Raw genomic sequence first — 6,836 nt, 5'->3', positions numbered from 1 at the left:
AAAGGATCGGACCCATCCTCCCAAAACTATCTCGAATCCAAGTCTTCAACATAATGGTGCTTATATAGAAGAACATAATACTTCAATTATATAAACAACAAACTTTAACATAGCCTTTATTTAAAACACCATTATTTTGTACATCGTCTACATTGATTTACAATAGAACTGTATAAAAATTAGCAATATAAGTATACAATCCCATTAATAGGGTATACGAAAGGTATATTTACTACTGAAAACGAATTTTCTTGTAAAAACCCTTTCATTTGACAGCCTTTTATCGCTATAATAGGAAGAGTTATAGATACATCGAGAGGGGAACATGCATTGTTAGAATATATTTTTCATAACACTCGTCAAAGAGACCGTGAAGATGTTGTATTATTGCACGGAATCGGGGGTAGTTCTCGGATTTTTCATAAGCAAGTAGATGCCTATGCGAAAGAGTATAATGTTATCTCTCTTCATTTACCCGGGCATGGAACATCACCAAAGACGACGTCGTACAAAAACACATTCAACTTTACACTCGTTGCATCCGAAGTGTACAAAACACTTCAGCATATAAATATTAGACAGGCCCATTTTGTTGGAATTTCATTAGGGTCCATCATTATTAATAAATTAATGAATCATTACCCATCGATAGTTAAGAGTGCAGTGATGGGTGGTAGTATAACTAGATTTTCACCCTTTTCCAAGTTGCTACTAAATACAGGAAATCTCATAAAACATATTACTCCGTATATATGGTTATATCATCTATTCGCTTATATCATGATGCCAAAGTCAAACCATAAATTATCCAGAAATATGTTTATCAAGGAAGCTAAGAAGATGAGAAGAGAAGATTTTCTACAATGGTATAAAAACTTCCTCGATTTTCATAATAAACCTGTACAATGTTTTGGAAAAACAGCCAAAATCATACCCAAGCTTTACATCTCTGGCAAGGAAGACCACCTTTTCGTGAAGCTATTAAAGCGTGATCTTCACGGCGTTAAGAATACAACGCTTGAGATCATAAAAGACTGCGGACATGTCTGCAATATAGAAAAGAGTGAAGAATTTAATCGGCTCTCTTTAGCATTTTTGAATAAAAACAAAACTCTAACAGAAGACGCCTCTTAGATTGATCACTTCAGGGGAGTTGAACAAAAATGAATATTTTCTTAACAGGGTCCACAGGATTTTTAGGCAAGAAACTTATTAAAAATTTAGTACAAGACCAAGAACATTATTTATACGTCCTGGTACGCAATGTGGAAAAAGCAAACGATATGCTAGCTACGTCGTTCTCACCTGAGGAACAGGGACGCATCGAAATTATTGAAGGAGATATCACCCTCCCTAACTTCGGCTTCACCGATGATCAAGTGGACAAGTTACAAGGGAATATCGATATCTTTTACCATCTAGCTGCGCTTGTTAAATTTGATGTTGATTTACGAGAAGAGCTTTTTAACATTAATTACGGAGGAACAAAACACGCTCTAGAACTAGCTGCAAAGTTGCATGTTAAAAAGTTCTTCTATGTTAGTACTGCATACACAGTGGGCACACGTGAAACAGGGATTGAGTCCCTTTACCCAGAGGATAACCCAGCTCATAACCCTTATGAAGAAAGCAAAATCAAGTCAGAACATCTCGCCCTTTCCTATCAAGGAGAAATGGAAGTTTCCATTTTCAGACCCTCGATTATTGTGGGAGATTCCAAAACAGGAGAGGCTGATTCTCACTTCACCTTATATGGATTTATGAGAGCGTTGGATTTGTTCCGCAGACGGGTCAAGCGTTCGAACGATGAAAATCAAACGTACCGTGTCATTGCCTCCAGTACAGGAACATCCAATTTTGTACCTGTCGATTATGTAGCCGACATTCTTGGCCATGCTGTTAAAAGTGCAGAGGGAAATAAGATTTACCATATAACCAATCCAAACCCTCCTTCAAACCATAATATGCTGCAAATTTTAAAGAAGGCCCTCAACTTTGAGGAATTAGAAATTGTCGAACAAGGTGAGATCGGGGATTTGAGCGATTTAACAGAAGACGAACAACGTTTAAATCAAATGATTGGCGTATTTGCCGTTTATCTAGGACGCGCTATAAAGTTCAAAGATGAAAACACACAACAACTAATCTCCACTTCAAACATCGACCATCTTCAACTATCTCAACAAACAATGAATATGATTGTGAACGCTTATTTCACCGTGAATGAGTAGGACATTTTCTTGGACTTCTACATGATTACCATGTGGAAGTCTTTTTTTGTTTTGGTGGTTTACAGTGTGCTGGGCTGGGGGCCTTTGCGAGCAAGTTTTCGGAATTTGGAGCGAGTTTCTGAATTCAGGAGCAACTTTTCACTTTTTGGAGAGAGAATCCAGATATAGGAGCAACTTTTCCAAATCAGGAGCGACCACGGTTTTGGCCACGTGCGGCGCACCAGCCGAGGTCGGACGTGCGCTGGGGTCTAATGATGCCCCCATCCCCTCCCTCCATGAGCGAATTCATTTTTGTACAACGAACAACATGATAGACTCATGGTGTAAATGAAAACATCATCCAAAAAGTTGGAGAGGAGCATCTTACCATGACAACAATGAACCAACAATTTAAAGAGTACATTGAGCAATTTAAACAAAAAGCTTCTGCAGACACGCAAGAAAAGATGAGTAAAGCAATAGAAGAACTAGAGAACTCCTCTGAAGGAAAAGGGTTACGTACTGGAGAGGAAGCACCGGACTTTACATTACCTGACGCAAAAGGGGAATCTGTTAATCTATACGATGTCCTTGCGGAAGGGCCTGCCATTGTAACGTTTTACCGAGGTGGATGGTGCCCTTACTGCAACATGGAACTGAAAGCGTATCAAAACATCCTGGATGAGGTTCATGCAGCTGGTGGCAAATTGATTGCAATTAGCCCACAAACACCAGATGCATCCTTATCAACCAAAGAAAAAGATGAACTAGAGTTCCACGTGTTAAGTGACGAAGGTAATCAAGTAGCGGATGACTTCAACCTTGTTTATCATTTACCAGATTATTTAGTGGATGTGTATAAAGAAAAAGGATTGAATGTGGACGAAAGTAATGGAGATGAATCATGGACTCTTCCTGTTTCAGCAACGTATGTCATTCGTAAAGATGGCACAATTGCTTATGAATATACGAAAGCAGACTATAAAGACCGTGCAGAACCTTCTGAAGTTCTAGAAGAGTTGAAAAAGGTAAAAGTGTAAATAAACACACAAGCGTCTTGAAGTACCAACTAATGCTTCAGCGTAGATGATAAACAGACAGATCTAAACGAGATCTGTCTGTTTTTTATCTATCACACACAAAATTCTTAATTTTTTTCATTCGACCAACCACATTTTGCAATCATTATACGAATACCTCTATAACGCCTTTTTTCTGATTTATAACTCTCACTTTTTTATAAAATTTTCGTTTATTCTAAAAATTTTAGGGTATTTTTTATAAATAACGGGTTTGGTTTTATAACATTCTGTGTTAGAATTCTTAACATAAGAAAATAAATTATACATATCCATACACGTTGGGTATAGAAATCTAAAAATTATTTAAGTGAGGAGTCCTTATGAATTACACTAAAGACGTCATTAAGCAGGAAGTAAAAGATCAACTGGTTGAATTTATTCTATTAGAATTCACAGACATGCTAGGGTACACAAAAAACGTTGAGCTACCAATTGAAGAGATTGATAGTGTCCTGAACAACGAAGCCATGTTTGATAGTTCATCTATCTCTGGTTTTTCAGATATACAAGAAAGTGACATGTATCTAGTTCCAGATTTGAGCACTTTCAAAGTACTTCCGAATAAAGTTGACGATGACCAAACGGTTCGCTTTATCTGCGATATTTACAAGCCAGATGGTACTCCATTCGAAGGTGACCCTCGTTATATCCTGAAACGCGCCGTACAAGAAGCTGAAGACATGGGCTATTCTGTAAATGTTGGTCCAGAACCTGAATTCTTCTTATTCAAGCTTAATGCAGAGGGCTATCCAGTGCGCCAAAGAAACGACAAAGGTGGATATTTTGACGCTTCTCCAAAAGACAAAGGTGACAAGGTTCGCCGTGATATTGTCCGCGTATTAAAAGACTTTGGTTTTGATATGGAAGCAAACCACCACGAAGTAGCAGCTGGTCAGCACGAAATTAACTTCCGCTTTGATAGTTTGTTAAAAACAGCTGACAACATCCAAACTTTCAAGAACGTTGTGAAAGACGTAGCAACGAACCATGACTATCACGCAACGTTCATGCCTAAGCCAATTGCAGGTGCAAACGGTTCTGGCATGCACTGTCACCTATCCCTATTCAAGGATGGAGACAGCGCATTCTATGATGATACAGCTGAAGATGGAATTTCTACTACAATGAAACAGTTCATGGCAGGAATTCTTTCTCACGCTAGTGGTATCGCAGCGATTTCTAACCCAAGCGTTAACTCATACAAGCGCCTTGTTCCTGGCTATGAAGCTCCGGTAAGTGTAGCTTGGTCTCACTCTAACCGTAGTTGTATGATCCGCGTTCCAACTACACGCGGTAAAGGAACTCGTTTCGAAGTTCGTAATCCTGACCCAACAGCGAACCCTTACCTAACACTAGCTGTACTAATTCATGCTGGTTTAGAAGGAATTCGCAAAGAAATGGATCCAGGTGAGGCTGAATATCGTAACCTATATGAAGTTTCAGACGATAGCGTTCCAACACTTCCTACTAACCTAAAAGAAGCTATCAACGCATTGCGTAACGACAGTCTATTAATGAATGCACTAGGTGAGCATACATCTTGCGTATTTATTGAAGAAAAAGAGGAAGAATGGAGCGATTATTCCCTACAAGTAAGTCAATGGGAAATCGACCACTATATGAACCATTAATAATGAATGAACCTTCGTGTTAATAAAGCATGGGATTTCTAGTAGAAATCCCATGCTATTTTTATGTTCGTATTACTTGTCTTTCACACAAGCAAACATCAAAAACAAAGGTATCCGCATTCTTCGTTCATATTCTTCTTTGCTCGCAAAGTTTGACGGTTCAGGTGTACATTCTTTCAATTGATATACGTTGAATCCCGCTTCCATTAGTAACGAAAAGTACTCTTCTACTGTCCGATGATATTTCACAACCTTTTCTTGAATCCAAGGTTCTATCCGTTCACCGGTATGAAAATAATCATCTACTCTCCAGTCCTGCTTTGATCCTGAAGCACTTTTAGAGGAGGATGTTAATACAGGATGCTGGACGCTAAACACAAACCTTCCTCCCTCTTTTAAGGAATGGTAGATTTGATGGAAGATGGGTTCTAAGTTCTCTATATAATGAAACGCTAATCTTGAAACAACGACATCATATGTATCTACCGGATAGTCCCATTGCTCCATGGAAGAATGATAGATATGATAGTCCGTATCAGCCACGGTTTCCTTTGCAGCTTTCACCATATTAGCCGATCCTTCTACACCATCATAATGAGCACAATTGATTTCCTTAGCAAAACTCGCATCTCCACAGCCAATATCCAACACACGCTTGTCTGTTACATCCCCAATTAATTGTAGCAACACCGGTTTTTCCATAATGTTATTGGGGCTATTCTCTCGATTCCTACGGGCTAAAAATTGAGCAAAGAACTCATTATCGTCATAAGCAGCTGACCCTCTATATTCCATACGCTTCCTCCTTCTGTAGATGTTTTACAAAATGACACCTCGTTTGATCTTCCTCCTTCAGTTTATAACCCAGAGAATGATAAAGGGAAATGGCACCTGTCCACTCCTTGTTCGTTTCCACTCTAATATAAGACATGTGTTCAGACCTTGCTTTCTTTTCTATGTAATGCATCATTTGGTTGGCAAAGCCGTTCCCTCGAAATGACTGTAATACTGACAGCCTTACTACTCTTCCTGAGTAAAGCCCCTCTCTTTGCAACCCTCCTGTACATATCATCAACCCATTATATTTCATGATATAGAGAAAATTGTCTATACCATCATAAAAAGTCAGAGGCTCATGCAAATCAGGGTTCAACGTTTCATCAATATAACCAAAATGCTCATACATCCCTTGTAAGATAATTTGCTTCGCTACATACTGCGTCGCTTTTGTAATAGGAAATATCTCCATTTTTATACATCCCTCTCCCTTCACCCATTCCAGAGTACGTCTCGTTTTACAAACTACTAATCTTTTCTTACCATTAACTAATAGTAGTCATTTATATTCATACAAACTAAAGTATAACTTCTGGGAGGATCTAATCTACATGGGTAGTAACATCCATATTGAAAAACACTATAACCACTCTATGAAAAAGGTGTGGTTCGCACTAACCAATCGAGCTGCACTTGAAAAATGGTTCACGAAGCATAACTTACACTCAAACATGGATGAATTAGAACCTGGTGATACATTTACATTCATCTCGACACCAAAGCGTTCGTGGGACGGTATGATGCACTGTGAGATCAAGGAGATAAACAGACCGCATAAACTTGTGTACACATTTGGTGGAGATGCTTTCAAAAAGAAGCCAAGCGTTGTGACTTGGACTCTTATCGAAGAAGAAGCTGGTACAACATTAAAGCTGGATCACTCTGGCTTTGAAGGTCTGCAAGGATTTTTCCTTCGCTTCCTACTTAAATCAGGGTGGAAAAAAGCCTTGAACTCAAACGAGTTTATAGAAGCCATGACGATGTCTTAGGTCTAATTTCAAGATAAGAAGCATAATCTGGAAGACTTGGATTCGAGATGATTTGGGTTAGGTTGGTCCGATGCTTAATGAGGGTTA

7 protein-coding genes are annotated in these 6,836 nt (G+C 38.8%); 5 read left to right on the top strand and 2 right to left on the bottom strand.

The window, feature by feature from the left end; translation table 11 throughout:
• The first annotated feature begins 330 nt into the window (after positions 1 to 330).
• The 4 genes from N782_RS20015 to glnA all read left to right on the top strand — a co-directional run bounded on the left by N782_RS20015 (position 331) and on the right by glnA (position 4,923).
• The gene (locus tag N782_RS20015) at positions 331 to 1,134 is read left to right on the top strand and encodes an alpha/beta fold hydrolase (RefSeq protein ID WP_036824659.1); all 804 of its coding nucleotides are present in this window, start codon (positions 331 to 333) and stop codon (positions 1,132 to 1,134) included.
• A 29-nt stretch (positions 1,135 to 1,163) separates the two neighbouring features.
• Positions 1,164 to 2,231 carry an SDR family oxidoreductase gene (locus N782_RS20010; RefSeq protein WP_036824656.1) on the top strand — a complete coding sequence of 356 codons (1,068 nt, stop codon included), beginning with the start codon at positions 1,164 to 1,166 and terminating at the stop codon, positions 2,229 to 2,231.
• Between the two features lie 368 nt (positions 2,232 to 2,599).
• Entirely contained in the window at positions 2,600 to 3,250 is a 651-nt protein-coding gene (locus N782_RS20005; RefSeq protein ID WP_036824654.1) for a peroxiredoxin-like family protein, read from the top strand.
• Between the two features lie 362 nt (positions 3,251 to 3,612).
• Positions 3,613 to 4,923 (top strand): type I glutamate--ammonia ligase, encoded by a 1,311-nt coding sequence (glnA, locus tag N782_RS20000; RefSeq protein ID WP_036824651.1) that lies wholly within the window; start codon positions 3,613 to 3,615, stop codon positions 4,921 to 4,923.
• A 72-nt stretch (positions 4,924 to 4,995) separates the two neighbouring features.
• Here the strand turns inward: glnA and N782_RS19995 are convergent, their stop codons facing one another.
• Together N782_RS19995 and N782_RS19990 are read right to left on the bottom strand one after the other, a co-directional pair.
• Complete coding sequence (locus N782_RS19995; RefSeq protein WP_036824648.1) at positions 4,996 to 5,718, bottom strand: class I SAM-dependent DNA methyltransferase; 723 nt, start codon at positions 5,716 to 5,718, stop codon at positions 4,996 to 4,998.
• Positions 5,708 to 6,172: a GNAT family N-acetyltransferase gene (locus tag N782_RS19990; protein ID WP_036824645.1), complete on the bottom strand. Its 465-nt coding sequence runs from the start codon at positions 6,170 to 6,172 to the stop codon at positions 5,708 to 5,710. The genes N782_RS19995 and N782_RS19990 overlap by 11 nt, the downstream gene beginning before the upstream one ends.
• Positions 6,173 to 6,311: 139 nt before the next feature.
• On the opposite strand from N782_RS19990, the gene N782_RS19985 reads away from it, so the two are divergent.
• Positions 6,312 to 6,749: an SRPBCC family protein gene (locus tag N782_RS19985; RefSeq protein WP_036824643.1), complete on the top strand. Its 438-nt coding sequence runs from the start codon at positions 6,312 to 6,314 to the stop codon at positions 6,747 to 6,749.
• Positions 6,750 to 6,836 lie beyond the last annotated feature (87 nt).

This window comes from Pontibacillus yanchengensis Y32, from assembly GCF_000770635.1.
Taxonomy (GTDB): Bacteria; Bacillota; Bacilli; order Bacillales; family BH030062; genus Pontibacillus; species Pontibacillus yanchengensis.
This window is presented reverse-complemented; position numbering and strand designations above follow the sequence as displayed.

What these genes read in the sequence shown, in the direction of transcription:
- N782_RS20010 (WP_036824656.1), top strand. Translation starts at nt 1,164, where the DNA reads ATGAATATTTTCTTAACAGGGTCCACAGGATTTTTAGGCAAGAAACTT.
- N782_RS20005 (WP_036824654.1), top strand. Translation starts at nt 2,600, where the DNA reads ATGACAACAATGAACCAACAATTTAAAGAGTACATTGAGCAATTTAAA.
- glnA (WP_036824651.1), top strand. Translation starts at nt 3,613, where the DNA reads ATGAATTACACTAAAGACGTCATTAAGCAGGAAGTAAAAGATCAACTG.
- N782_RS19995 (WP_036824648.1), bottom strand. Translation starts at nt 5,718, where the DNA reads ATGGAATATAGAGGGTCAGCTGCTTATGACGATAATGAGTTCTTTGCT.
- N782_RS19990 (WP_036824645.1), bottom strand. Translation starts at nt 6,172, where the DNA reads ATGGAGATATTTCCTATTACAAAAGCGACGCAGTATGTAGCGAAGCAA.
- N782_RS19985 (WP_036824643.1), top strand. Translation starts at nt 6,312, where the DNA reads ATGGGTAGTAACATCCATATTGAAAAACACTATAACCACTCTATGAAA.